Raw genomic sequence first — 25,949 nt, 5'->3', positions numbered from 1 at the left:
AGGCAGCACAATCGGTTCCTTCCATCCCGGCCCCAGTGTCTCTTTTTATTTGTTCCTTGTTGCGGCAAACGGCTCAATTGGTCATTGGAGATAAGGAAGTAAAAGTACAGTCACGATCAGCAATAATTCTGTCAATGCACGTAAGAACCTGTTCGCCGTTCGATCCCCTAGACGCTCGACGGCACGGAAATATTTCTATGGCTGGGAGTAAGAACAGATCGATGAATAACCTTTAGGATCTGCGAGTTTATCAAGGAATTACTGGACGCTGTTCTACGACATTGATGACGCGCAGGAGTAGAGAACGAAGGCTGTCACCGCTGCGTGAGTGGTGTGGGGCGAGTGACTTGATGACCTAGGCCTTGACCGCTTCTTTGAAATGGCAGTGCGGCTCCATCCCGGAAGGGGGGCGCTGATTCCGCATCGCCGCAGCCAGTTCATCGACCAGCTTCGCATACCCGCTTAGCTGTTCCCATCCCGTTGTGTCCTCCAGCCTCAGCTTCTTACCGCTTGGTCGTATCGCATGCATGACCCCATTCTCGCTGCGGAGCTCGGGCATGAAATCCCAGGTAAGGCCTGAGATTTGGCATAATGCGTGGCCTTGCGGAACATCGCCAAGCTCGGTTCTTCGCACCGCCCATCCCACTTCCTCCCATTGCTGCCATTCCCGTCCATCGTACTCAAACGCCCAGCTCTCACCTTCAGGCCTTTCGGGCTCGGTGCCATCGTCCGCCCGACCATTTATGTTGCTGGATCCTCAGATGCCTGGAAGGACGTCGAACCGTCCAAAGGAGAACATAGAAAGATCGAAGGGCAATGAGAGTGCATGTCTGGTTCGGTCTTAGAGGTCTGTCATCGGAGGTATGCACCTGCTTGCAGGCACATACAGTTCGGAGCACATGGTCCTGAGCTGACCGTCCACCATCCTGGCGAAACCGGTATCCTCTTCCCAGTACAATGAATGGTCCAGCCTGATGGCGTCTCCGTCGGGCCGCACGGCGTAGACGTGCTCGTACAGCTCGATGATCCTGAGGCGGTACTGGGGAGCGAGACCTTTGGAGTCCATGTACTGGTTCGCCTCGCGTATCATCGCCTCGTTTACAGACAGACGCTTCGTTCCAAGGTTCCCTCTGACCATGTCCTTCACGAACAACCTGCCAGCCTCGGCGTCCTCAAGCCAGTCGCTGTCTATCGGGTGATCTGGATCATAGAAGCGATCTTCGAACCATGCGTCACCATCCTCGATCCTACCCCTTATACGTTCCTTGACGCAGTCAGCTCCTGCCTCTACACTCAGATTCCTCCTCGTGCCAAGCGTCGCCATGATGCCACCACAACTTTCCTGCATGACCATGTCGCGGCGGGCCATAGCGTTGTCCTAATTACATCAATGGTAAGAAATAATAAAATGGGACATACTGACTAGAATGTAGAACAAGTACTCCGTTAATTTATTAGAGATGATCATGTGGCTGCCGATCTGGCAGCGCCTTTTCTCAAGATCTGAGCTACTAACGACCATCGGCGAAGGGACGAGCGAGATGAGGATGCCTTGATCCTTTCCAGCGGTAACCAAGCGCGCCACGCCTTTTTCTCCATCAGCTCCGCAAATACGGTGGCGAGGGATCCATGAGGCTGGGGTCGGTCATCCCCTTTCGGACCCGCTCGCCACCCGTACAAGGTCAGCCCGGACCGTGAACGATGCGTGGGGCCATGGAATCAGCAGGTCGAATGGAGGATGGCGACGAACCTGCGTCCCTCGGCGTTCAACACCTCTATGGCCTGGGGGGTCGACAGCACCCTGTGCTCGTATCTCGCCAGTATGTCCTTGGCCTTCGGCGTCAGCGGCAGCATTCCCTTGAATCCTGCCCCGATGATCACGACCTCCGGTCTCTCGTCCTGGAGGAAATCAAGCTCCCACTCCGTCAGGGGCGCGTGGAAGAAGTCCTTGAGATATACATTGGAAAGTTGGCTCCGGAGCTCCGGTGAGCACCCGCAGTTCCTTTCGGAGATCGCACCGTCGATGTGAATGACGATGTCATGCTCGTATCTGGTCCCATCGACCATCAGCCAGCCATGCTGACCCTCGATCCTTGGCCGATCACGTTGTGCCACGATGATAGCAAACGGAGGACGAAATAAAAGGATACGTCTACATCGACCGATGATTTGCGATGCTGAACTTCAAAAAGGAGCGATCGACCTTCGACCAGTCACTTCGCTTGCGCAAGTGCCTGGTCCAAGTCCTCGATGAGGTCATCGACCGCCTCGATACCAACGGAGAGGCGAATCAGTCCGTCCCGGAGCCCCGACCTCCGTCTCTCCTCCAGGGGGATGGAGGCATGGGACATGAGGCTGGGATACTCTATTAGCGATTCTACCCCGCCCAGGCTCTCGGCCAGCGAAAAGACCTTGGTCGCCTCCACGACTCTGCGGGGGTCCAGTCCCTCCTTCAACTCGAAGGATACCATGCCTGAGAAGCCGCTCATCTGTCTCCGGGCAAGCTCGTGCTGGGGATGGCTTTCCAGCCCCGGATAGTTGACCTTTTCCACGAGCTCGTGCTCTTCCAGGAACCTCGCCACGGCCATGGCGTTCTCCGCGTGGCTCCTCATCCTGAGGTGAAGGGTCTTAATCCCCCGGAGCGTGAGGAAGCATTCCTGGGGGCCGGGCACCGCGCCGATAGACTTTTGGTAGAACCTCAGCTTTTCCACCAGCTCGGGGTCCCGCCCCACCAGGCAGCCTCCGATGACGTCGGAGTGCCCTCCGATGTACTTGGTGGTGGAGTGGACCACCAGGTCTGCCCCCAGCTCCAGCGGTCGCTGGAAGTAGGGGCTGGCAAAGGTGTTGTCCACGACCACCAGGGATTCGGGGTTGGCCTCATGGGCCTTCCGAGCTAGCGCCCTTATGTCGTAGACCTTCAACAGGGGATTGGTCGGGCTCTCGATCCACAGCATCGATGTCCTCTCCTCGAGGGCCGAGTCCACCAGACCTGGATCGGAAAGATCGACGAAGTCGAAGCCCATGCCAAAGTTGGAAAAACACTGTCGGAACAGCCGGAAGGTACCCCCGTAGATGTCGTCGCATGCTACCGTGCGGTCCCCCGGCCGCAGCAGGAACATGATCATGGCCTCGGCCGCCAGACCCGAAGCGAAAGCCAGCGCCCCGGCCCCGTCCTCGATAGCAGCTAAACGGTTCTCGAGCGCGCTCCTAGTCGGATTAGCGGCGCGGGAATACTCGTATCCGTTGGGAGGGTCGCTCACCTTGTTGCGAGCGAAGGTGGAGCTCATGTGGATGGGGGCGACCACATCCCCGTTGGCATGTCTCTCGGGCTCCTCTCCGGCGTGCACTGCCCTGGTCTCGAACCTCATCTTATCTCCCTCCGTCCAAGAACCCGTTCGTCTTCATCCACTTGTCGTTGTAGATACCAGTCCTGCTACCAGTCCTGCACCTCCCTCAACCGTTGGGTAGGGCGGTAACGACATGGTCGGTCCTCGGTCTCCTGCGATCCGTCCAATCTCGTTACTCTCTATTCGTAACTCTCCTGATGCCGTTCCGCATCTAATATGGTACTGACCCGTATGAGAGGAGGCAACCACGCACATTCGATGACGGACGGAACGCCCAGCGAGCCGAAGGCGACCATGATTTCGGACACCTCTCCCCAAATGTTTTGATTACCTGAAGATTATACTAATTTCGAGGACTATGATCGAGGTCAAGGTGATGATGACGATGCCTCAAGCGGCCATCGCCATCCGGGAGAAGGTGAAGACAGATGAGATACCGCAGGCGTTCGGGAGGATGTTTCAGGAGCTAGCGCCGGTCCTGCAGAAAGAGGTGCGGTGCGTCGGACCGCCGTTCGCCTACTACCATTCGTGGTCGGAAGAGGGAACGGACATGGAGGTCGGGTTCCCCATAGCCGGGGAGGGCATTACCAAGGGGCGCATACAGCCGTTCCAGCTGCCGGCGGTCCAGGCGGCGACGGCCGTGCACATCGGCCCATATGATAAGCTGATGGAATCGTACAACGCGGTCCTGGAGTGGATGAAGGCCAACGGCAGGAAGCCAGCGAGCTACATGTGGGAGGAATATCTCAACAGCCCGGACGAGGTACCGCCGGAGAAGTTGATGACCAGGCTCGTCTGGCCGTTGGAGTAATGTCCGCTGGAGCCTTGCCCTCACAGGCCTAGGCTCTCCTCATTTTTTATCAGCTCTTTAATACCGGTTATTGACCTCTTTTCTTCATGCGCACAATTGCTGGAGAACTAAGGACGGTAAAGCTGGTCCGCCGAGCCAGGCCCACTGTGGAGGGCGCCGGCGTTAACTTGGTGAGGGCGTTCCACGCCCAGGAGCTACCTGGACTGGACCCCTTCCTCATGCTCGATGACTTCCATTCCAACGACCCAGCCGACTACCGGGCCGGTTTTCCGTCCCACCCCCACCGGGGGATGGAGACGGTCACCTACATGATAAGGGGATCGGCGGACCACCAGGACAGCTTGGGAAACCGAGGCACCATCGGCCCGGGGGAGGTGCAGTGGATGACTGCCGGGAGCGGCATCATCCATGGGGAGATGCCCCACGGTGATGGCGGAGCGATGCAAGGGTTCCAGCTATGGATCAACCTCCCGCGGTCGAAGAAGATGATGCGGCCTCGCTACCAGGACATACGCCGGGAGATGATCCCGATAGCCAAGCCCTCCGATGAGGTCGAGGTGAGGGTCATCGCCGGCTCGTTCAACGGAGTGGAGGGCCCGGTCCGGGAGCTGGTGGTGCCGGTCGAGTACCTGGATATCAAAATCGAACCGGGCGGTGGATTGGAGCATGCCATCCCCGAAGGCCGCTCGGCGTTCGCCTATGTGTTCCAGGGACGGGGGTCGTTCAGCGAGGGCGGAGGTATAGCCGGATCGGAGAACCTGGTGGTCTACGGCGACGGGGGGCAGGTCCGGATCACCGCCTCCGACCAGGGGGTCCGTTTCCTCCTGGTGTCGGGTGAGCCGATCAAGGAGCCCATCGCCTGGAGGGGGCCGGTGGTCATGAACAACGAGGATGAGCTGCGGCAGGCGTTCAACGAACTGGAGGCAGGTACCTTCGTCAAGGACTGAGCAATCGGGGCCTATTTTATGAGCCCGGCGGTCGGATAGCATTCCGATCACCATGTCGAAGAACCTTAAGGTCGGGACCGCCGCCCCGGTGTTCACCCTCCGGGACCAGAACGGAAAGGAAATCGACGTCGGAGCACTGATCGGCAGGAAGGCCCTGGTGGTGTACTTCTATCCCAAGGACTTCACCGCCGGCTGCACCATGGAAGCCCATGAGTTCCGAGAGATGCACGAGCAGTTCCTGAAGAACGGAGCGGAGGTCATCGGGATCTCCGCGGACCCGGTGGAGTCGCATAAGAAGTTCGCCGAGGAGCATGATCTGCCCTTCACCCTGCTCAGCGATCCCGAGGACAAAGTAAGGGATATGTATGGGGCGTGGGGGGCTGCTAGAACGCCCGGCCGGGTCACTTACCTGATCGACAAGCAGGGCATCATCCGGATGGTTTTTTCGTCCCAGATGCAGCCCCGGAAGCACATCTCCGAGGCCCTCAGGGTCCTTCGTGAGATCAACGAACAAACGGTCCTCGATCGCTAGTAGATGCGCAACATTCAATAGCTACTACGCAATATAATAGCTGAACAAGATGTGCGCCAAGGAGAAATGCATCCTCCCCCAGTACAGCCTGGAAGGGATAAGCACCGATTCCTTCCTGGGGCCTCTGGAGTCCAAGATACTGGACACCATTTGGTCATCGGGCAAGCGACCCCTCACTGTCAGAGAGGTACACCAATCAATGGGCAAGGACAGCAACCTTGCGTATACCACCATCATGACCACCATGAACCGCCTCTACGAGAAGGGACTGCTGGACCGTGAGGTGAAGAGCGGCAAGGGTGGACTACACTACGCCTACTGGCCGAAGCTGGAGAAGGAGGCCTTCGAACGGACCGCCATCCAAGGGGTCCTGGACAGCCTGATCGACAAGTTCGGGGAGAAGGTGACCGACTGCTTCGTGGAGAGGGTCTCGATGGATAAAGAGGGACTCAAGCGGTTGAAGAGAGAGTTGGGCAGGATCGAGGAAGAGCGATGAGGTGATTGCCTGGAGTTGGTGGACCAGATTGTTCTGCAGCTGATGCAACCGTCCTTCTACTACTCCACGGCCATGATGGCCATAGTCATGGTCATCTCGGTCCTACTGATAAGGATCAACGGAACGTGGGGAGCGGGGCGGAAGAGCGTTCTCCTGGTCGCGCCCATGGGCGCCGCCCTCCTGACCCTGCTTCTCTTTCCTCCTTCGATCACCGTACCGTCAGCGATGGAGTTCCTGCCCCATCAGCTGGTCGACGCACAGGCTCCGCCGGGCGTGGCGTTCGTCCCCGCCACCGGGACGGCGGTGCGTAGCGTCCTCTCGATCACCGGGACATTGGGGGTCGTGGGCCTGATCCTTGGGGCGCTCTCCGTGGCGGTCTCCCTCACTTTCTCCGCCCGTCTGACTCGAAGACTGCTTCAGGTCGTGGACCTGCAGCGGACGGATTTTCCCGAGCTCACCTCGGACGTGGAGGAGATCGCAGGACGGCTGGGTGTTCCCGTACCGCGGATCGGACTGGTAGAGGACCTCCGCCCTAATGCCTTCACCTTCGGCACCGGAAGGGGGGCCACTGTGGTATTCTCTCTGGGCGTGCTCACCGTGCTCGATCGGCTGGAGCTCCAAGCGGTAGCCGCCCACGAGCTAGCGCACATCAAGAACCGCGACCTGTGGTTCAAGGCGTCGACCAAAGCGCTGGCCTGGATGTTCTTCTTCCATCCCGCAGCCCACCTGGCGGCCAGGGCCGCTCATCGGGAACGGGAGCGTCTGGCGGACGAGACCGCGGGATCAGTCATGGGAGAGAGGGCATCGCTGATACGGGCAATCGAAAAGGTGACTACGATATGCGAGCGGGACACCTCCCGACCGTCGCTGGCTTCCCGGTTCGGCCTGAGCATGACCCTATCGCTCCTGGAGCGGGGATCCCTGATGTCCGACCATCCCTCCCTCGCCGACCGCACCAGGCAGTTCAGCGATGAGTGCATCCGCCGAAGGCTCGGTCCCACCGCCTGCCTACTCCTTTCCCTGGCGGTTGTCCTGGCAGGGATCGCCCTTGTTGTCAGCATGGGAGAGGTCAGGGCAGACATACTTGACAGCGTGCTATCTCCCCATGTCCCGACCGAGGTCCTGCCGGACCTGGGACCCCGGGAGTTGGCATACCATGCATCGTGGGACGAGGGAGGCCATCACCCCCTGATCCATGGCGATCGTCCACACTTCGACCAATGGGCCCGGCAAAATACCACTATTTGTCATAGTAGTTACTATCACTCGAAGTAATATTTTTATACGCCCGCACCCATCGATGAAACGGAGACCTTCGGCCTCTCCATTTGTTTCCCCCACCCAGTCCGAACAGCTTGGGGCGGAGGTCTCCTCTATATGCTACTATCTCTAATAGTAACATTATTATAGGCTCGTAGTAATTGGTGGAATGCATGGGCCGATGAGGCCCTTTGCGAGGTGCATCACTTTGGGAATAGCCAGCAGGGCCGTGAGGAACATCGCGCGCCGGAAGGTACGCGTCCTCCTCGCTGTTGTGGCCATCAGCGTCTCGATGGCCATCATGGTGTCCATACCGGCGGGCTTGAACGCGAGCCAGTCGGCGGTGGAGCAGTTGAACGATCAGATGGGAGTGGATTACGCCACGCAGGCCGCGGAGATAGAGAACACATCGTCCCTTATCGAGGTCGGCAACACCGGCAGCTCGACCAGTCAGCAGGGCGGGGAGATGTCGCGGTCCAGTTCCGGGAGCTCTTCGGAGATCAACGAGACGGTCATGGAGACCGTAGAAGCGCTGGACGGGGTGGAGTCGGTCATTCCCTACGTCAGCATGACCGAGGGCATGCCGTCCAGGGACGACTTCTTCGGAGGCGGTAACGGCACCATGCCGAGCGGAGGCGTTCCCCCATCAGGCATGAACGGCACCATGCCGGACATGACCAGCATGAGAAACATGCTGTCCGACGTGGTCAAGGTGCTGGGCGTGACCCTCACCGAGAACGCCATCAGTAACTACAGCGTGCTGCCCACCACCATCCTGGAGGGAAGGAACCTCTATGCCAACGAGACCGGGTCGGTCCTCCTGACCGAGAACCTGACCGCCTACTACGATACCGAGCTGGGCGGCACCGTTACTATCCAGAACCAGACCTTCACCGTGGTCGGCATCTACCAGAACACCTCCACCATGGGCAACCGCACCGTATTCATGAGCATCGCCGATGCCCAAGAGATCTACGCAATGGGCACATCGGTCTCCTACCTGTACGTGTATGCGGAGAACAGCGATGATGTGAGCACCATCGCCTCGGCCATCAAGCTGGCCTACAGCGATGTGACCGTCTCCACCATGGCCGATAGGCTGGCCCAGCTCACCGCGCTCCAAGAGATGAGCGAGAAGACCCTGAGCAACGCTGAGACGACATTGCAGCAGACCCAGAACACCGCGACCCAGCTGATGATCATCGCCGTGGTCGCCACCGGGCTCATCATCCTGTTCGTCATGCTGTACACTGTCAAGGAACGGACCAAGGAGATCGGGGTCCTCAAGACCTTGGGGTTCAGCAAGAGAGCGGTGATCGCCCAGTTCGTGCTCGAGGGGACAATCGTGGCGGCCATTGCCGGGGCGGTGGGAGCGGCAATTGGATGGATCAGCTCATCCACTCTCTCCTCCCTCCTCCTGCCCTCGTCCACGACCGAACAGGCGGGGCGCGGCGTGCAGCAGGCCTCCAGCCTGGCCATTCAACCGGATCTCACGTGGGTGGCCATCGCCTTCCTGCTGGTGGTGGCCATGGGAGCGGTGGGGAGCATGTATCCCGCCTGGAGGGCGTCCAGAACCAGACCTGTGGAGGCGCTTAAGAATGAGTGAGAACGTGCTGAAGGCCGATAGCCTGACCAGGGTGTTCGAGATGGGAGAGCGCAACGTCATCGGGATCAGGGGGGTGAACCTCGAGGTCGAGAGGGGCGAATCCATCGCCATCAAGGGCCCCTCCGGTTCCGGCAAGACTACGCTCCTTACCATCCTGGGATGCCTGGATCGACCGACCGAGGGCCGGCTGGCCATAGACGGCCTGGACGTCACCGACCTATCCGAGGGGCAGTTGTCGGAGATCCGGAGCAAGAAGATCGGCTTCGTGTTCCAGAGCTTCAACCTAATGCCATTCCTGAACGCCCAGGAGAACGTCGAGCTCCCCATGGAGCTGACCGGTCTGACCAAGCAGGAACGGCGGGATAAGGCCAAGGCGCTGCTGGCAACGGTAGGCCTGGCCGACCGCGGCGAGCACCGGCCGAACAAGCTCAGCGCCGGGGAACAGCAGCGGGTGGCCATCGCCCGGGCCCTGGCCAACGACCCGGCGATCCTCCTGGCGGACGAGCCAACCGGAAACCTGGACTCGAAGAACAAGATGGAAATCGTCCGCCTCCTGCGTAAACTGAATCAGGAGCACGGGATGACCACCATCATGGTCACCCACGACAATCGGGTGGCCTCGATGATGGGGCGGGTGGTGTTCATCAAGGATGGCACCGTGCGGTCGAACAAGAAGCAGTCTGTGCAGACCCTCCCCGGACCGGAGGACGAGGAGGATGAGGAGTAATCTAGCGATGACCTAGCAAAGCGAAACCGACACCCGTAAACCGCTTCCAAACCCTTTCCCCGGGGGCGACCCCGGGTCCCTCAGAGAAGTGTTCGGAGCTACAGATTGACCCTTTTTTTCAAGTCCTCCCATTGGTGGGCGGCAACCTGATCAGGGACGGTTTCCTACAATCATATGGGTCACATTTATCCTGGACTCGGGAGGGGAATATGTAGCAGAAGGTCAGTGATGCGGCTAGGGCCCCGAGGATCTCAGCGATTATGAAGAACACCGCGCTCTGCGGGGCGATCCCACAGATAGCATACGTGAACATGCGATTGAAGGTAACCATGGGGTTGGCGAACATAGTACTGGAAGTCGTTACCAGCAGTCCGCCGACCAGGAAAGCCACGGCCAGGGATGTCTTGCTGGAGCCACCACGGACACATCCGATAATGACTCCGACCAGCATGAAGGTTCCCACGAACTCTGAGAAGAAAGTGGCCGGGCTCTTTACGTTGTCCGACAGGACCAGGAGAGTACTCGTGGTATCGTAGAACATGAGGTGGGCGGTGAGAAGCCCGATAAAGCCTCCCGCGAACTGGGCCGCGATGTAACACGCGGCCACACGAGGCCGCACGTCCTTGGAGACGAGGAGAGCGATGGTGACAGCAGGGTTGAAATGTGCACCAGAGATGGAGGCAAAAGTCTCGATCAATGCGAATAAGACTAGTGCTACAGCGAAGGCATTGACGAATACTGATAGGGCCATGTCGCCGCCCAGGACGTTGAAGGGCAGGATTGTGGACGCAATGGCCACAACGACCAGGAACAGCGATCCGATGAACTCGGCTAGTAGGTTCTGCTTCAGCGTGGGCATTTGACCTTCACCTAGCCAGGACCCAATGTGTTTGAATTATTAATAATTGATTCAATACTCAAATAATTAGATCACCGACATCCTCAGCCTAGCCGCTCCAGCTCCGCCAGGTACTCCTTGGCCTGGTCGATTCCCTTCTGCCAGAACTCCTCCTGACCGATGTCGAACCCGAGCTCGGAGGCGAGCTGGAGGGGCGACTGGCTGGACCCGGCGGAGAGCAGGGCCTTGAACTTCGGCACGAATGCCGCCCCCTGCTCCCGATACAGCCGGAACAGGGCGAACACGAACAGCTGGGCGAAGACGTAGGGATATTCGTAGAATCGGATGTCGGCGAAGTAGTGATGGGGGAATCTGGCCCAGTCCCACCGCGTCTCCGGCAGGTACTCGATGTCACCGTACAGGGACCTTTGAGCCTTCATCCACAGGTCGGCTATGGCATCCCCGTCGAGGAACCTGCCCTCCGCGACCGCCTTGGCCATATCCATCTCGAAGAAGTACCGGAAGCCTTCCTGATACACGGTCTGGGCGAAGCTGTTCATCACCCTCACCAGTACAGAGCGCTTCTCCTCATCCGATGCCGCCTCGGCCAGCAGGCGCTCGGTCAGGAGCAGTTCCCCGAACATGCTGCCGCACTCGGCCACGCACAGGCTGACGCTGCAGTTGCTCGGGTTCTGCTCCCTGGTATAGAGATATGCGTGCACCGCGTGCCCCAGCTCGTGGGCGAGGGTGTACATGTCGTTCACCCGGCCGTTGTAGCTCGACAGAATGAATGCCGATTTGCCGCCCACCCAGGTGTCGCAGAACGCTCCGGTCCTCTTCCCTTTACGGACCTGACCGTCAAGACGGCGACGGTCGAACATATCCTCGACCCACTCTCCGAACTGGGGATCGAAGTGCGCATATACTGCGATCAACAGCTCCCGGGCCTCCTCCCAGGTCCTCTCGGCGTCCACCATGCCGGGGAGGGGGGCGCGCAGGTCCCAGTTGCCCAGTCGATCCAGGCCGAGCAGACCCGCCTTGATCGCGAAGTACCGCTGGCACACCGGGGCGTTCTTCCTCACTACCTCCATCAGGGTGGTGATGGTCCTCTCCTCGACATCGTTGGCAATGAGACTGGAGGTGAGGGGCGAAGGGTACGATCGCAGCTTCCCCATCTCGATGTGATCGGTCCAGATGGCGGCGAGGGCATCGGACCACAGCAGACGGTCCTCGCTCAAGGTGGTTCCCATGGCCAGATAGGCGGCCTTCCTGGTCTCGCGATCCGGGTCGTAGATGTAGGGCACCATCTCCCCCATGGACAGGACCTTCTCCTCCCCCTTGATCGTCATGCGGAATCGGCGGGAGCTGAGCCATTTGCTCTGCAGTTTCGACCATGCGGATACGCCCGTGCGGTCCTTGGCCGAGACCAGCTTCTCCTCCTGCTCCGACAGCAGGTGCGGCGCGATGCGGAGGTAGCGCTCGAGGTAGTGACGATGGTCTCGCAGGGAAGGTTCGTCGATCAGCTGGGGGCGGGCGGCCAGCAGGCGGCCCAGCTCCACCGACAGGAAAGCGGTGTGCTGGTCGGCCTCGGTCGCCGCCCGGGAGCTGGCATGATTGAGGGCGTTGGCCACCGGGTCGGACTGGTCGGCGGTGAAGGTCAGCATGCAATAGGTCATGACGCCCTCGTGCCTTAGGAAGAGTTCGTCCTTGGCCCTGAGCATCTCCGCCAGGCCCACAGGATTCAACTCCTCGATCCGGCCACGGTAACTATGGGCGAACCGCGCGTAGTCCGCGACCATCGCCGCGAGCAATTCCCTGATCCGCTCCGGCTGAGTGCTCTCGACCAGCACCGACAGGTCCCAATTCATCTCCGACATCTCGATCGAACGAGGGATGGTCGGGCCCGATAAAAAACCTGGGCATGGGCTGCCCTGACCTGGGCCGGCGGACGTCACCATAAGGACGTCGCTCACATCAGGAGGACAAACTATTATCGTTGATGATTCCAGTCTCCAAGAACTTATGAACTGATCGGCGCTGCTCGAATACATGAGCAACAACACCATCCCTCGATCAGGGGATGATGTACCATCGAACATACGGCCTTACGGGCCTAGCGTGACTGGAGGCCTTTGACATGGGCTTGTTCTCCGGCGTCAGCGAGAGCATCGTGTCAGGGATCCTCTGCAACTATCTGGAAAAATACTCTGGACCGCAATGCAACAACCTGCGCGAGGCCATCGCCAACAACATCGACCTGTACCACCTGTGGACGGAGAACGCCGCGAGCGAGGGGGTCCGCGGTCCCCGGGAGGTCCGCCAGTGGACCAGGATGTTTCCCAAGGTCCAGCGCATGATGACCCCCCAGAATGTCAAGCGATGGCTCCGTGAGCAGGGTCTCGACGACATCGCCGCCACGGTAGAGAGGACCGAGGGAGGCGAAGCTTGGCTGGCCTGGCAGGTCGAGCGCTTCCGCACCGGCCTCTGGGGCCAGTGAACTTTTTTTACTATTCAGAACCGTTGACGGGCTCACCGCTCGTCAATGGGCACCCACTCCCGCTCACACGGGCCGACATAGGTGCTCTCCGGGCGGTAGAGGGTGGGCTTCACCGGCCGGTGGGGGAACTTTTCCTCAAGGATGTGGGCGCACCATCCGGCCGAGCGAGACATGGCGAAGACCGCGGGGAAGAACTCGTGGTGGATGCCCATGGCGTGGTATACCGAAGCGCTGTATAGATCGACGTTGGGGTAGATCTCCTTGCCCTTCTTCTTCCTGAGGACGTCCTGAGTGGCCAGGGCCATCCGCTCGGTCATCTCGTACCACCGGTACTCGGGGTGGTCCTTGACCACTGACTGGGCCATGTTCTGGAGGATCCTGGCCCGGGGATCGATGGTCTTGTACACCGCGTGCCCCATACCCGAGACCCTCTTCCCTCGCTTGAACTGGTCCTCAACCCAGGCCTCCACGTTCTCTGGGTCCTTTGTATCCAGCAGGTTCCTCATGACCTGGGCGTTGGCCCCGCCGTGCAACGGGCCCGAGAGCGCCCCTATGCCCGCGGCCAGCGAGGCGTACATGTCCGCCCCGGTGGACGCGACCACCCTCGCGGTGAAGGTGGAGGCATTGAAAGTGTGCTCGGCGTGCAAGATCATGGACACGTCCATGAACCGGGCCATCTCCTCCGACGGCCTGCGGCCCTTGATCATGTGCAGGAAGTTAGTGGCATGGGGAAGAGACTCGTCTGGCTCCACCGAGCCCTGGTTGTTCTTCAGCCGCTTCCACGCGGCGATGATGGTGGGCATCAGTCCGATGACCCGCATGGCCTTCCGTTGGTTGGCCTCCATCGACTCATCGTAGATGTCCGGGTCATAGCCGGCGAGGAGCGATACCCCAGCCTGCAATATGGCCATCGGCGGGGTGTTCATCGGCAACATGTCCAGGGAGGCGATGAAGGCGCTGGGGAGCTTTCGGTGTGCGGCAAGGTCGCGAGAGAAATCCGCTAGCTGGTCGGCTGTAGGGAGGGTGCCGTGGATGAGGAGATAGGCCACCTCCTCGAACGTGGACTCCCGGGCCAGGTCCTCTATGCTGTAGCCTCGATAGGTCAACTTGCCTGCCGCACCATCCACGTTGCTGATGTGGGTGGTGGCGGCCACTATCCCCCTGAGGCCCTTGTTCTCGGTAGCGACCATCTGTGCACCTGCTCTCCAAACTACTCAACTTAATTGCGACGTGATATAGAAATTTAGTCCTGGAAACGTATAATCATATGCTGCTCGAGGGCATCATTTTCCAGGATCGTAGACAGTTGCTCTGCCTTCTCACGTAAGCCTAGACGGGGTGACCTCAGGAAACGATGGTCTCCAGGACAAGGGGTTCCGACACCGCCTGGCCGTTCTTGGTCAGGGTGAACATGAAGATGTAGTGGCCGGTCTGGTGGAAGGTTACGTCCCCGTCCCCATATGGCTCCCAGGTCCCGTCCGCCCACGCCGCCTGGGTACCCCCCTGGTACAGCTCCTTGGTGGTGGGAGTAGTCACCGCGCTGCCCTCCATCCTTGCGCCATGGGTGTGGTCCCATATCACATGCAAGGGGCTCCCTACGCCCCAGCTCCATGTCGAATCGACCGAGGTGTTTATCAGGTTAGCGGGGTCCAAAGTCGGATTGCCAGCATTGTACTCGGAGAGGTTATCGTAGGCGATCATGCCGTCGGGGTTTATCACCGTGACCGTCCAGTTGTACATCGCCGGATAGACCTCGGTGCTCTTCCACAGAGGAGTAGTGTTGGAAGCGACGGTGAAGGACATTGATGAGCCGTTGCTCATCCGAAGGCTCCACTCACTCATGTATCCGGGGGACACCGAGGGGCGGTCGAAAAGGTACGAGGCCGCGGCGCCCTGGACCACGATGCTCATGGTCACCGGAGGGGCCAGCGAGGTACCGTTGACCGCGTCGGTGGCGTTCACGCTGACGGTGTACGTTCCGGGAACGCCGATGGTGATCATCATCAGAGTGGTGACGTTGCCAACTATCGGGAAGTATATGCCCTCGGCGCGGGTGAGAGCTCCCTCCACCCCGTCGGTGGCGTTGACCGGCGACCACGAAGTCGTGGTGCTCCCGGCCTCGAAGGTCCGCACATCGACATCTCCCAGCACCCCGCCCGTCACCTTCACGACCTCGGTGGCGACGACGGAGCCGTTTCCTGGATCGATGGAGTCCCTGAGCTGCAGGAAGAACGGGCGATCGGAGACGATTACGCTGCCGCTCAGATCGGTGCGAAGCGTCATGACCTGGCGTATCGCACCAGCACTGGTCGCCTTGGTATCATTGTCGGCGAGGTGGTCGTCTCCCGATCCATCCTGGGCCGCGGACAGCCGGGGACCCCCCGACCCATAGGACGAAGCGACGATAACGGCGACTACGATGATAGCCGATACAATCCCGATGCCGATTAGACTTCCCTTTCTCAAGCCGACCCCCGGCTTGGCTAACCAGCTCCGTACTAGATAAGGTTGCTGTTCGATACTGGCCATTTTTATCGTCAGCTGACGAAGTTGATTTTCGCTCTCGAACCGAGGCTTATCGCAGAAGAACCTCGAGGTTGCGGGGGAAGAGCGCCGGATCCAATCCCATGCCTCTGAGCTTCTCGTCGAGCGCGAACGCGGACTCGCCCTCCCTCTTCCCGCTCAGCAGCAGAGCGGTCTCCTCCTCGGAGAGTTCACCGCGGGCCGCGACGAAGTCCAGGGCCGCCTTGTTGTATGGGCACAGCCGTTGACAGCGCATGCACCCCACCAGGGCGTTATGCGCCTGGGGATCGACCCAGGAGGGGAACGGAACGCTGGTGTCTTTCTCGTTCATGTAGGTCAGGCACCTCTCCGCGCGGACGAGGAAGCGGTCCTCGGGTATCGCACCGGTGGGGCATCCCCGCATGCAGGCATAGCATCCCTCGCAGCCCGGAAGCACCTCAGGGTCCTGCCACTGGTCCTCGGTGCACGGGAGGTCACTGTAGAACGCAGTCAGGCGGTGGAAGCTCCCGAACCTAGGGATGTAGGTGATGTTGTTCCGGCCATACTTGGCCAACCCGCTCCTGGCGGCCAGAGCCTTGAGGGGGAGCCGAGCCTTGATGAAGCGATAGGTCTGGGGGCTGAGCGCGGCGTTGAGCGCTTCCACCGCATCCTCGTCCGCCTTTGACGCATCGGCGTAGGTCGGCGGGATGGTGAGGGGCCACATCTGTCCGTCGTGCCTGAGGGTTACCATAAGCGAGGGTTGGGGCCTGGCCAGCACAATCAAGCTCTGGGCATCCGGCATGCTCCTCGGCAGCTCAAAATGGAAGGCGGGGATGTACTCCTCGTAGAACAAAGGGTCCATGCTCTCCCTTAATGTCTCGATGTCCTTGCGGAGGTCCTCAAGATGGTCCACCGAGACCGTGCGGGCCTGGAACCCCGACCTCTCCATCTGCTGCGTTAGCGTCAGGCGCATCATGCTCATCACTCACATCCCCTGCGGTCGCGGGGCATGCGTGTGGTCATCGACCGCATCGGTGATAATCCCTGCGGTGGAAGCCTCCGATGACCCGGCGGTTCTCCGTCTGGGACCTAATCCACAGGATTGAGGGCGGTCGATGGGGGTGGACCGATGATGCCACCAAAAACATCAATAGCGTTCCGCTCCAGTAGAATCCTCGGTGGAACCGATGGAGAACTACAATCTGCTTGTTACCTTCCACCCCAACCAATCGGGGTTGGCCGAAAGGGAGGTACGGGGACGGATCGAAGAGGTCGGCGGGAAGGTGGAGGATATCGAGCGCTCGAACGTCGATGGGGTGTTCTGCGTCAAAGTGAGCGGGAACGCCAAGGAGACGGTGGCGGACATCAGGAAAGAACTCCACGATTACCCCGAAATGCTGAGCCATACCTATCACTGGGTACCGGTGGACGTGTGGGTCGAGGCCGACGAGGACAAGATGATCGACGCGGTCAACGAAGCGGCTGAAAGCATAGGGGAGAACGAGAGCTGGATGATGCACGTGCACAAGCGTCACCACCCCAAGCACTCCGAGGAGCTCATGCTGACCCTCACCGATAGCATCCAGAAGGGAAGGGTCGATCTGAAGCATCCTCAGAAGGTCATTGCCGTCGAGGTACTGGGGAGCATGGCGGCGATCTCCGTGCTCAACAGGGATGAGATCATCGACGCCAACAAGATACGGCTGGAGGCAGGCCTAACCCAGATGGCCTGATCATCGTCTCGCCTACACCTCGATCGTCCCGTGCATCGGGTGATCCAGCCACGCTTAGAGCGGGCTTCACCTCTCAGGCCTGGCCTCCGGTGAGCATGGCCTTCAGGTCTTCCACACCGGGCACCACTCCCACGCACTTGACCTCTCCGTCGATGAACAGGACGGGCGCCCTCATCACGCCCCGCCGCTTGATCTCCTCGATATCCTCGAGCCTGACGATCTCATCCTCCCTGCCCAGCTCGCGCAGGGCCTGCTCGAGGTTGCGCTCAAGCCGTTTGCACTTGGCGCAGCCGATGACATAGACCTCGATCTTCATCTTGTACCCCGTCCTCTGCGAGGCTGGAACTCCGACCTCGTTTATTCTCCTAATGCAGGCCCCTGGCAAATACTATTTGCCATAATGATCGGGGGTCAGGTATGCCTCCAGCATCGCACTAATATCCTCCGGTCCCTATCGCCAGGAGCATGGACGACATTAACCCTGCCCCGATCAAACCGACCATCAAGATAGACGTGCTCGACATGATCGACATCCGGATCGGGACGATCGAGGAGGTGCGGGACGTGGAGGGATCGGACAAGCTTATCCGGATGAGGGTCAACTTCGGCGACCATACCCGGACCATCTTCTCGGGGATGAAGAAAGAGCGCCAGGACTGCCAGGAGCTGGTGGGCAAGCAGACGCTGTTCGTGGTGAACCTCGCGCCGAGAAAGATGATGGGCGAGGCGTCGGAGGGCATGGTCTTCGATATCGGCTACTCTGACGGCATCCTTCCCGCCCTGGCCATCCCCGAGCGTACGATGCCCAACGGGGCGCGACTGGGCTGAACCGCCGAGAGAGTTCCAGAAGGCAACCGTGAACGGGATATAGGCCCTGTCGCCCTCTCGGTACCATGGCCGCCGCAGACCTCGCTTCGTACCGCCTGTGCGCGCAGGGGGTCGTCTGTAACTACCTTGATCCCCACGAGACGGTCGCCGGCCTGACGGCGATCCAGGCCCAGGACCGGACCAGCGCGCTGTGGGCCATCGGGCTCCGTTCGGTGGGTTCGACGATCCAGGAGGTCGAGAGGACGGTGGAGGCGAAGCGCATAGTCCGCACCTGGCTGATGCGAGGCACACTGCACTTTACCGCGGCCGAGGACGTGCGGTGGATGCTGGCTCTGGTGGGTCCCAAGATCATTTCCGGCAGTAAAAGAAGGGACGCCGAACTCCATCTCGACGAGGAGGTCTACGGACGGAGCAGGGAGGTCCTTACCCGGACGCTCGAAGCCGGGCCGCTGGCTCGCAGCAAGGTGATGAGCACGCTGGAGAGCGCCGGCATATCGATCGCCGGGCAGCGCGGTTATCACATCCTGCGGCGCCTCGCCCTCGAGGGGCTCATCTGCTTCGGCCCCATGATAGGCAAGGAGGCTAGCATCGTCCTCCTCGACGAATGGGTCCCGCGGACCGAGGTTATGTCGCGCGAGGAGACGCTGACCGAGCTGGCGCGACGCTATTTCACGGGTCACGGGCCGGCCACCGTCCAGGACCTGGTATGGTGGGCGGGCATCACCGTCACCGAGGCAAGGAGGGCGCTGGAGAGCGCACGGCCCCAGCTTGACGAGGCGGTGGTCGGCGGGGTTAGCTACTGGTCCGCTCCCTATGGTCGAGGAGGACGGGAGGGGAGGGCTCACCTGCTGCCGGCCTTCGATGAATACATCATTGGCTACCGGGACCGCGGGGCGGTGCTGGACGGCAGGCACACCGCTAAGGTGCTGTCGAGCAATGGCATCTTCTATCCCTCCATCGTCATCGATGGACAGGCCCGCGGCACGTGGAAAGGTACAAGGAGCAGGGGTATGAGGGTCGAGGCCCGGCCGTTCTCCCCGGTGAGCGGCGAGGAATTGAAGTTAGTGAAAGAGGCCGCGGAGCGCTACGCGAGGTTCCTCGGACAGCGGGTCGAACTGTCGGTGCGATAGGGCCTTAACCTGCACCGAAGAACAGATGGTCTAAAAGAATGCGCAGGCCGATGAGGATCAGGATTGCGCCGCCGACGATCCGGACTCGCTTCCCGAACAATTCACCCAGGCGGGAGCCGAACTCGAAGCCGATTAGCGATAGGACGAAGGTCACGACCCCGATGATCACGACCGGGACCACGATGGAGGTCTCCAGGAAAGCGAACCCCAGACCGACCATGAGGGCGTCGATGCTCGTTGCCACTGCCAGCACGAGGGCCATGGCCAACGTTACCTCGTCTCCCTCGGCCCCCTCCTCGCTCTTCGCCGCATCATAGATCATCTTCCCACCGATGAACGCCAGCAGGCCGAAGGCGATCCAGTGGTCCACATCCCTGATGATGTCCTGGAACCCGACCCCAGCGAGGAAGCCGATCACCGGCATGAGGGCCTGGAATATGCCGAAAAGCGATGCCAGCATTATCGCCGTCCTCCGCCGATCATGATCGACGGAGATGCCCTTGGCTATCGACACGGCGAACGCGTCCATGGCCAGGCCGACGGCGATGAGGAGGGTCGTGATCAGGTCCATTATCTCACGCAGAGGAGTGCCCCAAGCCATCTGCCGTTAAAGAGATTATCCTAGGTCCACTATCCTCGCGAGAGATCGCTCCTGGACGGCCGTTCCTTTCTCAGCTCGGCATCGTACGATATATTGTCACGGGGGCAGGTTTAAATAAGAGGATAACGAACACGGTCCGAAATCGAATTCGTCTGCGATCGGCAGATCGTTTTTCTTTTCAGTATCGAGTGATCATCATGATAGCATTCACTGACCTACACATCTCCAAGGACATCATCAGGGCGATGAACGACATGGGGTGGAGCGAGCCCACGCCCGTTCAGATAGCGGCGATACCGGTCGGCCTGAAGGGTGCCGACATGTTCGCCCAGGCCCAGACCGGGACGGGGAAGACCGGCACCTACGGAACAATAATCCTGGAGAGGATCGGGCCGAGGGCGAAGGCCGCCTCCGCGCTGGTCCTCGTTCCCACGAGGGAGCTGGCCAACCAGGTCTCGGAGGAGCTGAACAAGCTTTCCAGGTTCACCGGCCATACTTGTGTTCCTATCTACGGGGGGGTGGGCATGGGGCCCCAGGTGGACAAGCTCAGGGCTGGCGCGGACATCGTGGTGGCGACGCCGGGTAGGGCCAAGGACCTCCTGGGCAGGAACGATCTCAACCTCTCGAAGATATCGATCGTGGTGCTGGACGAGGCGGACCGAATGCTGGACATGGGCTTCGCCAAGGACCTTAATTACATATTGTCGAAGGTGCCCAAGAAGCGGCAGTCGCTGCTCTTCTCCGCCACCATGTCCCAGGACATCAAGCAGCTGGCCATGCGTCAGATGGTCGACCCCCAGGAGATCCTGGTGTCCAAGGACGAACCGGTCCTGGACCTGACCAAGCAGCACTATGTCGTAGCTGAGAGGGAGGCCAAGCACGATGCCCTCTGTACCCTCCTCGACAAGTTCGACCGGAAGACCATCGTGTTCTGCCACACCAGGCACCGGGCCGACCGGCTGGCCAAGAGGCTGGCGAGGTACGATTATCATGCCGCGGCCATCCATGGCGATGTACCGCAGAACAAGAGGGAGAAGGTCATCGGCGGCTTCAAGGAGGGCTCCATCAAGATCCTGGTGGCCACGGACGTGGCGGCCAGGGGGCTGGATATCGATGGAGTGGACTGCGTGATCAACTTCGATCCTCCCAGCGACCCGGACACCTATGTCCACCGCATCGGAAGGACCGGACGGGCCGGCGAGAAGGGCACCGCGATCTCGCTGTTCATGCCCGAGGAGCGCAAATGGATCAGGGAGATAGAGTTCCGGACCGGCAAGCCCATAGAGCCGATGGACATCGAGATCGTGCCTCGGCCTCAGCCTGATGCCGAACGGGTCGCCGTTACCCACCATATGCCTCGGGATAGGGCGCCGACAAGGCCGCTGGTGAGAGCCAGCGGACCGGAAGACCACAAAGGGTCGATAGAGCTCAACTTCGGGAACGCTGACGGGATCAGCAAGGCCGAGGTCGCGCGGCTGATGAAGAACGGCACCGGGTTGTCCCCCCGAGATGTGGGAAAAATAACCTTGGGTGAGAAGCTCACCTACGTCGAGATCGTAGGTAAGGATGCTGGCAAGGTCACCAAGAACCTTTGCGGCCATACCTTTAGAGGCAAGGCCGTGAAGGCACGGGTGGTCTAGGCCAGACCTTGGCCGCCATGAACCTGCCCAACCACCGTCGATTCGTCAGGCAAGTTTTAAGAACAATAGCTATCGAGGCTGGAATGGCCTCTGGGACCAGTCTGCATGGTGGACGGCCTTGGCCGTTGTGCCGGACCGCCCATTGAACACCTGAAGTTCCGATAGGCCTGCGATGTACAGGTGGAGGGAAGATGGTAATGTACGGACCAATGCAATTCCTGGCCATTGGGTTTCCCGGGAACGAGTTCTCCGGGGAGATCATTCCGGCCTTGGAAGGCGCGCGGGACAAGGGCCTCATCCGTCTGATCGATTACGCGTTCGTAATGAAGGATGAGGACGGCAATATGATGTCGGTCGAAGGCTCCGACCTCGGACCGGCCCAGGTCGAACGGTTGGGAGCCGCCGTCGGCGCCCTGATCGGCCTCGGGGCTGGCGGAGAGAAGGGAGCTGAGAAAGGAGCCAGTATCGGTGCGGAGATCGCCAAAGAGGACGAGATGGAGGATCTGGAGAACGAGGTCACCTACGGCGTCTCGCAAGACGACATCGATGATGTCCTGGACTCGTTTCCCAGCAACAGCTCGGCCTTATTCGTCATCATCGAGCATCTCTGGGCCAAGGGCCTGAAGCAGGCGGTGCGGGATTCCGACGGCACGGTCCTAGCTCAAGGGCTTCTGACCCCAGAGCTGTTCGTCCAGATCGGTGAGGCGCTGTCCATGCCGACCATAAGGGGAAGCTAGACGAAGAAGCACCTCCGGCCCCACGCATGTCACTCACGGGCGGAGGAAAACCATTTCCTTTTTTCGCGAACGTTGTTCAATACATGGGACGAGCTGCGTTTTGAGTATTCGTCCTTGACGGAGTGTAACATCATGAGAATATCGCCCCGTCGACCGTTCGCCAGTAATCGCTGAACATTCTCGTCTCGGGATAGCTACCTAGATCGTCCCCCCCCCCCCCGAAACGATGTTCAAATAGTCTCTGGCCTCTCTGAACCCATGCCTGCTTCCCGAGGGTCCTTTGCCACCGCCCCATCAATCTCATTCGGATCGCAGCAGCCACATGCCGGCAGCTGTCGCACACTGTATCCAGAGATAGTGAAGACTGTGTTCATGCGATTTCGGATCGGGATCGGCTGACACAAATGCTTCATGGCTCGGTCGAGGCAATCGCTGCTCTCAATTCCGACCTGCCAGATACCGACATTCCTAATGGTCGAGACCAAGGCGCTGTCAATAAAGGACCTTCTGGGCCTGGGGCCCGGAAAAGTTCACATACACCTGGCCGTTCAGGTGTACTCCTCGCCATGCTTCTTACGCCACTCGGCGATAGGTACCGAGAACCTTTTCTCTATCTCGGTGCGGTAGGTCGGGCCACCGTTGTAGGCGCAGAAGGGGATAATGCGACCGTCTGGAGTGGAGTAATGGATGGCACAGCGCTTGACCCTCTCGATGTCATAGTTATAGTTATCCAGGAAATGCATACCGCCGATGAACATCATGCTCCAGGAGAATTTGGCCACACTCTCCTTCGAGGAATCATCGAACATCATGTCCATCATATGCAGGAACTTAGTGGTGGAAAGGCCATCCGGGACCTTATCCTTGATGATATGCTTCTTGAGGATATTGAGGGCTTTGACCTTGGACGGGAACTTGACCTTCGACCTCTCCGCCTTCACGCTCAGCTCGTACAGCTCCCTGAAGAGGGGTTCGACCTCGACGAACCGGGTGAGGGGTACCACGTTGTTTTCATCCTTGACAAACACATAGGTGGCCATGCCACAGTGAGGGTGCGCGGTTAAAGTGACCTTGCTTTGCTCCAGGAGGGTGGATATCAATGTGGAGATAGGTACTACCGCCGGGACAGGGTAGAAGTCGTCCCTGGTGATCTGGCCATCGGTTTGGCTCTCCAGGTCTTTTACTAGGTCGGGCAGGGTGTAGCGGTGCTTGCTTCGCTCCTCCTGGTCGATTCGGCCGGTGAAGGCCACGGGTTGGAAATTGATGCCCCGGACCACATCAACGTTCTTCAAAGCGTACTTGACTATCTCGCCCACCTGGTCATCGTTTATATTCTTGACCACGGTCGGAACGAGGACGATCGAGGGGGGCCTCTCATTTTTTCGAACGTTCTCCACGACCTTCAGTTTCGTTTCCAGGAGCGGCACCCCTCTCGACTCTTTATATATGTCATCGTGTAGACCATCGAACTGAAGGTAGATCGTGTTCATGCCTGCCTGCACCGCGGCTTTGAGGAACTCAGGGTCCTTGGCAAACTTGATGCCATTAGTAGCTGCCATGATCTGGGGGAACCCCATTTCCTTAGCTTTGGCTATTATATCAATGAAATTGGGGTAGATGGTCGGTTCCCCGCCTGAGAACTGGACCGCGGGGGATCGGACCGGCCTCTCGTCTCTCATCATCTGCAGCATCTTGACGACTTCATCGTAGGAGGGCTCGTAAACGTACCCCGCTGCGTTTGCATTCGCGAAGCATATGGGACACTTGAGGTTGCAGCGATTAGTTAAATCGAGCATGGTCAGGCAAGTATGTGTGAGGTGAAGTTGGCAGAGGCCGCATTCGTTGGGGCATACTGTGGCGTTGGGGATGGCCGGGTTATCGATTCCGGCACCATCATAAGCGAACCTCTCTGCCCTCAGATACATGTCCTTGTCCGACCAATAGACATCCACGATCTTACCATGGTCGGGGCAGTACTTCTCCATCATGACCTTGCCATCCTGCTCGAAAATAGTTGCCTGGATGATATTCAAACACTCGGGGCAGAGTGATTGGGTAGTCTTCGGGAGACCTGTCGGTAGAGAGCTTGGCTTGGCTAACATTTGGATATGCACCTGATGGATTCAAGTGGATGGCCAAATTTAATTATCTTTGTACTCGTGCTTGTTAGAATCGACCTCGATGAATCTTATCTACGATCTAGAGATTTCAGAACGCAGATGAGTGTGAACCAATGAATTTACTACTTATGAACAAATGTGCGGTGGGTGTATATTTGAACAATAATAGAACAAGTTGGACCCCCAACGTTCAATCCCGCTGATTGAGTAGAGAAATTGATTTACTGATGGGGAAATAATCACATTCCCCAGTGTGTGACCTCATCTGTAGCTAGAGAGGTCTCAATATTACCCATCACGGAGGGAGAAAAATTGGGCGCGGCGTCAGGCTCCCATGTCTTGCGCAGGGCTTCCAACGGGCAGATCGTTCAGCCCTGAACGGGACCGCTGGACGGGACCGTTGCGAGGTTCGCTGAACGGAGGACTCTGATCACCTTGTCGGCGAGCTCTTCCAAGGACAGATGGCTAGAATCAAGCCAGATCATGCTGTTCACCGACCGGGAGATCATCAGGTTGACTCCCTGATCCTCCAGCTGTCTCGGGTCGGTCCTTACCCCGATTATCGGCTTTTTCCTCGAGAACGCGTAACCGATCTCGAAGCTCGTCCCGGAATCTACGTCCGGCCCGTCCAGTATGGCCACGACCACGTCAGCTCTGTCGATAGAGCCCACGCAGAAGTCGAAGATGCGGGCACACGGGTCGCTTTCGGCCATCAACCTCTGGGTCTCGTCCTGAGGCAGGATGGCGCTGGCCCCCTCGAGGCCTTGGCACACGAGGCTCGATAGCCTCTGATTGAACTCCCTTTCCGCCAACGAGAACAACGGCCCGGCGAAGTAAATCTGCATTGCTAGGTCCTCCGAACGCTCATCGCTATAGATTCATGTTCTGATAACATCACCTTCGCCCCCGCTCTGTCAGATCCGCTTCTGCATCCACACGAGGTCGATATCCTGTCCGAACTTCCTGCCCACGCCGAGGAACCTGCCGCAGTCGATGAAGCCGTGTCTCTTGTGGAAGTTGATGCTCCCCTCGTTCCTTGAGGATATATTCGCCAGAAGGGTGTCGATGCCCATGCATTTGGCGTCCTCGGTCAAACGATCGAGGAGGAGACCTCCGATGCCCTGACCGGTCGAGCCGGGCTCCACGAAATACGAGACCTCGGCAGTCCGCTTGAACGTCGGGAACGGGTGGAACGGGCGGAGCATGCCGAAACCAAGGACCCGGTCGCCGTCGTGGACGGTGTAGGCGGGGTAGCCCTTCGAAGCGCCCAGGAGAAGGGGGATGAACCGGCCATCGACCTTGTTCTCAAGATAGGCGGCGTAGCTGTTCTCAATATAATGGTTGAATATGTCGACGATCTGTTTTCCGTCCTCTTCCTTGATGCTCTCTAGATGGACACTCATGGCTCTCCCGCCCTACCGAAGATTATTATCCATATTTCAAGATGACTGGTGGTCCGGGGTCGAGTTCGTTCCTTCTCCTTGGTGGATATTATGGGCACCCTGATCATGATGCCACTGATCGGCGAAAGATCGGGAGCACCGGCTTAGAGCCTCTCATCCTCCCAGGCCTATTATCGAGCGTAGTCTGAAAGCCC

At 59.3% G+C, this 25,949-nt stretch carries 27 protein-coding genes; 13 read left to right on the top strand and 14 right to left on the bottom strand.

The features are described 5' to 3' along the window. Positions 1–355: 355 nt before the first annotated feature. The 4 genes from SA339_01445 to SA339_01430 form a co-directional block, all read right to left on the bottom strand. Complete coding sequence (locus tag SA339_01445) at positions 356–559, bottom strand: hypothetical protein (GenBank protein ID MDW5561863.1); 204 nt, start codon at positions 557–559, stop codon at positions 356–358. 282 nt (positions 560–841) lie between these two features. After that, positions 842–1,348, bottom strand: coding sequence for a hypothetical protein (locus tag SA339_01440; protein MDW5561862.1), 507 nt, complete (start codon positions 1,346–1,348; stop codon positions 842–844). Positions 1,349–1,719: 371 nt separating this feature from the next. Beyond that, positions 1,720–2,115 (bottom strand): MTH938/NDUFAF3 family protein, encoded by a 396-nt coding sequence (locus tag SA339_01435; GenBank protein ID MDW5561861.1) that lies wholly within the window; start codon positions 2,113–2,115, stop codon positions 1,720–1,722. A gap of 98 nt (positions 2,116–2,213) precedes the next feature. Next, a complete protein-coding gene (locus SA339_01430; GenBank protein MDW5561860.1) occupies positions 2,214–3,368 on the bottom strand; it encodes a PLP-dependent aspartate aminotransferase family protein in 1,155 nt (384 codons plus the stop codon). Between the two features lie 337 nt (positions 3,369–3,705). Here SA339_01430 and SA339_01425 point away from each other — a divergent pair, with 337 nt between their 5' ends. From SA339_01425 to SA339_01395, 7 genes are all read left to right on the top strand, one after another. Beyond that, positions 3,706–4,158, top strand: a complete 453-nt coding sequence (locus tag SA339_01425) for a GyrI-like domain-containing protein (protein ID MDW5561859.1) — start codon at positions 3,706–3,708, stop codon at positions 4,156–4,158. Positions 4,159–4,244: 86 nt separating this feature from the next. Next, on the top strand, positions 4,245–5,105 hold the full coding sequence (locus SA339_01420) for a pirin family protein (protein ID MDW5561858.1): 861 nt from the start codon (positions 4,245–4,247) through the stop codon (positions 5,103–5,105). 52 nt (positions 5,106–5,157) lie between these two features. Further along, positions 5,158–5,637: a peroxiredoxin gene (locus SA339_01415; GenBank protein MDW5561857.1), complete on the top strand. Its 480-nt coding sequence runs from the start codon at positions 5,158–5,160 to the stop codon at positions 5,635–5,637. 49 nt (positions 5,638–5,686) lie between these two features. Continuing rightward, positions 5,687–6,133 carry a BlaI/MecI/CopY family transcriptional regulator gene (locus SA339_01410; protein ID MDW5561856.1) on the top strand — a complete coding sequence of 149 codons (447 nt, stop codon included), beginning with the start codon at positions 5,687–5,689 and terminating at the stop codon, positions 6,131–6,133. Between the two features lie 18 nt (positions 6,134–6,151). Then, complete coding sequence (locus SA339_01405) at positions 6,152–7,408, top strand: M48 family metalloprotease (GenBank protein MDW5561855.1); 1,257 nt, start codon at positions 6,152–6,154, stop codon at positions 7,406–7,408. Between the two features lie 166 nt (positions 7,409–7,574). After that, on the top strand, positions 7,575–8,999 hold the full coding sequence (locus SA339_01400) for an FtsX-like permease family protein (GenBank protein ID MDW5561854.1): 1,425 nt from the start codon (positions 7,575–7,577) through the stop codon (positions 8,997–8,999). After that, a complete protein-coding gene (locus SA339_01395; protein MDW5561853.1) occupies positions 8,992–9,726 on the top strand; it encodes an ABC transporter ATP-binding protein in 735 nt (244 codons plus the stop codon). The genes SA339_01400 and SA339_01395 overlap by 8 nt, the downstream gene beginning before the upstream one ends. Positions 9,727–9,844: 118 nt before the next feature. On the opposite strand, the gene SA339_01390 is transcribed toward SA339_01395, so the two are convergent. After that, positions 9,845–10,585: an MIP/aquaporin family protein gene (locus SA339_01390; protein ID MDW5561852.1), complete on the bottom strand. Its 741-nt coding sequence runs from the start codon at positions 10,583–10,585 to the stop codon at positions 9,845–9,847. 83 nt (positions 10,586–10,668) lie between these two features. Continuing rightward, positions 10,669–12,441 (bottom strand): M3 family oligoendopeptidase, encoded by a 1,773-nt coding sequence (locus SA339_01385; GenBank protein MDW5561851.1) that lies wholly within the window; start codon positions 12,439–12,441, stop codon positions 10,669–10,671. A gap of 260 nt (positions 12,442–12,701) precedes the next feature. On the opposite strand from SA339_01385, the gene SA339_01380 reads away from it, so the two are divergent. Continuing rightward, positions 12,702–13,061, top strand: coding sequence for a hypothetical protein (locus SA339_01380; GenBank protein ID MDW5561850.1), 360 nt, complete (start codon positions 12,702–12,704; stop codon positions 13,059–13,061). Positions 13,062–13,093: 32 nt separating this feature from the next. Here SA339_01380 and SA339_01375 read toward each other — a convergent pair whose 3' ends face one another. The 3 genes from SA339_01375 to SA339_01365 all read right to left on the bottom strand — a co-directional run bounded on the left by SA339_01375 (position 13,094) and on the right by SA339_01365 (position 16,545). Further along, positions 13,094–14,251: a citrate/2-methylcitrate synthase gene (locus SA339_01375; protein MDW5561849.1), complete on the bottom strand. Its 1,158-nt coding sequence runs from the start codon at positions 14,249–14,251 to the stop codon at positions 13,094–13,096. A gap of 154 nt (positions 14,252–14,405) precedes the next feature. Next, positions 14,406–15,527, bottom strand: a complete 1,122-nt coding sequence (locus SA339_01370; GenBank protein ID MDW5561848.1) for a hypothetical protein — start codon at positions 15,525–15,527, stop codon at positions 14,406–14,408. 109 nt (positions 15,528–15,636) lie between these two features. Beyond that, complete coding sequence (locus SA339_01365; GenBank protein MDW5561847.1) at positions 15,637–16,545, bottom strand: 4Fe-4S double cluster binding domain-containing protein; 909 nt, start codon at positions 16,543–16,545, stop codon at positions 15,637–15,639. A 205-nt stretch (positions 16,546–16,750) separates the two neighbouring features. Between SA339_01365 and SA339_01360 the strand changes: the two genes are divergently transcribed. Further along, positions 16,751–17,296, top strand: coding sequence for a THUMP domain-containing protein (locus tag SA339_01360; protein MDW5561846.1), 546 nt, complete (start codon positions 16,751–16,753; stop codon positions 17,294–17,296). Between the two features lie 73 nt (positions 17,297–17,369). Here the strand turns inward: SA339_01360 and SA339_01355 are convergent, their stop codons facing one another. Continuing rightward, a complete protein-coding gene (locus SA339_01355) occupies positions 17,370–17,612 on the bottom strand; it encodes a thioredoxin family protein (protein ID MDW5561845.1) in 243 nt (80 codons plus the stop codon). 149 nt (positions 17,613–17,761) lie between these two features. Between SA339_01355 and SA339_01350 the strand changes: the two genes are divergently transcribed. Next, entirely contained in the window at positions 17,762–18,124 is a 363-nt protein-coding gene (locus tag SA339_01350) for a hypothetical protein (protein ID MDW5561844.1), read from the top strand. Positions 18,125–18,189: 65 nt separating this feature from the next. Beyond that, positions 18,190–19,254, top strand: a complete 1,065-nt coding sequence (locus SA339_01345; protein ID MDW5561843.1) for a winged helix DNA-binding domain-containing protein — start codon at positions 18,190–18,192, stop codon at positions 19,252–19,254. Between the two features lie 4 nt (positions 19,255–19,258). Here the strand turns inward: SA339_01345 and SA339_01340 are convergent, their stop codons facing one another. Continuing rightward, positions 19,259–19,825 carry a manganese efflux pump MntP family protein gene (locus SA339_01340; protein ID MDW5561842.1) on the bottom strand — a complete coding sequence of 189 codons (567 nt, stop codon included), beginning with the start codon at positions 19,823–19,825 and terminating at the stop codon, positions 19,259–19,261. 227 nt (positions 19,826–20,052) lie between these two features. On the opposite strand from SA339_01340, the gene SA339_01335 reads away from it, so the two are divergent. Both SA339_01335 and SA339_01330 read left to right on the top strand, forming a co-directional pair. Next, a complete protein-coding gene (locus SA339_01335) occupies positions 20,053–21,495 on the top strand; it encodes a DEAD/DEAH box helicase (protein ID MDW5561841.1) in 1,443 nt (480 codons plus the stop codon). Between the two features lie 197 nt (positions 21,496–21,692). Further along, positions 21,693–22,232: a DUF6325 family protein gene (locus SA339_01330; protein MDW5561840.1), complete on the top strand. Its 540-nt coding sequence runs from the start codon at positions 21,693–21,695 to the stop codon at positions 22,230–22,232. Positions 22,233–22,780: 548 nt separating this feature from the next. Here the strand turns inward: SA339_01330 and SA339_01325 are convergent. The 3 genes from SA339_01325 to SA339_01315 all read right to left on the bottom strand — a co-directional run bounded on the left by SA339_01325 (position 22,781) and on the right by SA339_01315 (position 25,755). Continuing rightward, positions 22,781–24,220 carry a radical SAM protein gene (locus tag SA339_01325; protein MDW5561839.1) on the bottom strand — a complete coding sequence of 480 codons (1,440 nt, stop codon included), beginning with the start codon at positions 24,218–24,220 and terminating at the stop codon, positions 22,781–22,783. 500 nt (positions 24,221–24,720) lie between these two features. After that, positions 24,721–25,197, bottom strand: coding sequence for a nucleoside 2-deoxyribosyltransferase (locus SA339_01320; GenBank protein ID MDW5561838.1), 477 nt, complete (start codon positions 25,195–25,197; stop codon positions 24,721–24,723). Positions 25,198–25,266: 69 nt separating this feature from the next. Continuing rightward, positions 25,267–25,755 carry an N-acetyltransferase family protein gene (locus SA339_01315; GenBank protein MDW5561837.1) on the bottom strand — a complete coding sequence of 163 codons (489 nt, stop codon included), beginning with the start codon at positions 25,753–25,755 and terminating at the stop codon, positions 25,267–25,269. Positions 25,756–25,949 lie beyond the last annotated feature (194 nt).

This window comes from Methanomassiliicoccus sp. (assembly GCA_033485155.1).
Lineage (GTDB): Archaea > Thermoplasmatota > Thermoplasmata > Methanomassiliicoccales > Methanomassiliicoccaceae > UBA6.
Note: the sequence above shows the minus strand (reverse complement) of the source record. Positions and strands in the feature narration are given on the sequence as shown.